The sequence below is a fragment of the Bacillus cereus group sp. N14 genome (assembly GCF_016483555.1).
Lineage (GTDB): Bacteria > Bacillota > Bacilli > Bacillales > Bacillaceae_G > Bacillus_A > Bacillus_A wiedmannii.
This window is the reverse complement of the sequence record NZ_JAEHBQ010000068.1, coordinates 1-412: the sequence shown is the minus strand read 5'-3', so window position 1 is coordinate 412 and position 412 is coordinate 1. Positions and strand designations below refer to the sequence as shown.

The window sequence follows — 412 nt, the reverse complement described above, 5'->3', positions numbered from 1 at the left end:
ATTCGAACCCCCGCGCGACTCTCGCCGCCTGTCGGTTTTCAAGACCGATCCCTTCAGCCGAACTTGGGTATACCTCCATGAAGGAAAAAATAAAAATTTTATTATTATATGTATCTAAACCATTTAAAAAGAAAATGGAGGAGGTAGAGGGATTCGAACCCCCGCGCGATTCTCACCGCCTGTCGGTTTTCAAGACCGATCCCTTCAGCCGAACTTGGGTATACCTCCGAGAAATATAATAAATAAAGTGGAGCCTAGCGGGATCGAACCGCTGACCTCCTGCGTGCAAGGCAGGCGCTCTCCCAGCTGAGCTAAGGCCCCATGTTTTTGGGAATATCGGGAAGACAGGATTTGAACCTGCGACCCCCTGGTCCCAAACCAGGTGCTCTACCAAGCTGAGCCACTTCCCGTT

At 50.5% G+C, this 412-nt stretch carries 3 tRNA genes; all 3 read right to left on the bottom strand.

The window, feature by feature from the left end:
- Positions 1-135 precede the first annotated feature (135 nt).
- A tRNA-Ser gene (locus JDS82_RS29075) sits at positions 136-228 on the bottom strand.
- A gap of 20 nt (positions 229-248) precedes the next feature.
- Positions 249-321: transfer RNA gene (locus tag JDS82_RS29070), tRNA-Ala, on the bottom strand.
- A gap of 15 nt (positions 322-336) precedes the next feature.
- Positions 337-410, bottom strand: a tRNA-Pro gene (locus JDS82_RS29065).
- Positions 411-412: the final 2 nt, after the last annotated feature.